This window comes from Pseudomonas sp. EL_65y_Pfl2_R96 (genome assembly GCF_963970905.1).
Taxonomy (GTDB): domain Bacteria; phylum Pseudomonadota; class Gammaproteobacteria; order Pseudomonadales; family Pseudomonadaceae; genus Aquipseudomonas.
Map to the genome: position 1 here is coordinate 1 of NZ_CAXAQH010000252.1, position 500 is coordinate 500.

Consider the following 500-nt stretch of genomic DNA (forward strand, 5'->3'; position numbering starts at 1 on the left):
ATTGAGACCATGGCCAACACTTCTTCCGCCAAGAAAGCGACGCGCAAGATCGCCCGCCGCACCGCCGTCAACAAGTCGCGCCGCACCCAGATGCGCGGTGCGGTGCGCAATGTCGAGGAAGCCATCAAGTCCGGCGATCGCGCCGCCGCCGTGAAGGCACTGGCGAGCGCCGAGCCTGCCCTGATGCGCGCCGCTCAGCGCAACATCATTCACAAGAACAACGCCAGCCGCAAAGTTTCGCGGCTCACCGCGCAGATCGCCAAGCTCGCCAAGTAAGGCAGCACCACCGGCGGCGAGTCCGCCGGGTGCTTGCGGCGGATCGGCTCGATCGCCTCACGACATCATCGTCACCTCATTCGAAGCCCGGCATCTTGCCGGGCTTTTTCGTTGGCGATGTGTCGTTCGTATCGGAATCGCGCAACAGCTCCGCTGTGAAGCGGCCGCCCCAGGAAACATTTTGCGCTAGCGTCGCCCTCGCGTGGTTGTTGCGTGGTTTCACG

At 64.0% G+C, this 500-nt stretch carries 1 protein-coding gene; it reads left to right on the forward strand.

Going from position 1 to position 500, the window contains the following annotated elements; genetic code table 11:
- A partial coding sequence (gene rpsT / locus AACY49_RS30470; RefSeq protein WP_339527995.1) for a 30S ribosomal protein S20 occupies positions 1-276 on the forward strand: 276 nt, incomplete at its 5' end.
- Between the last annotated feature and the right edge of the window lie 224 nt (positions 277-500).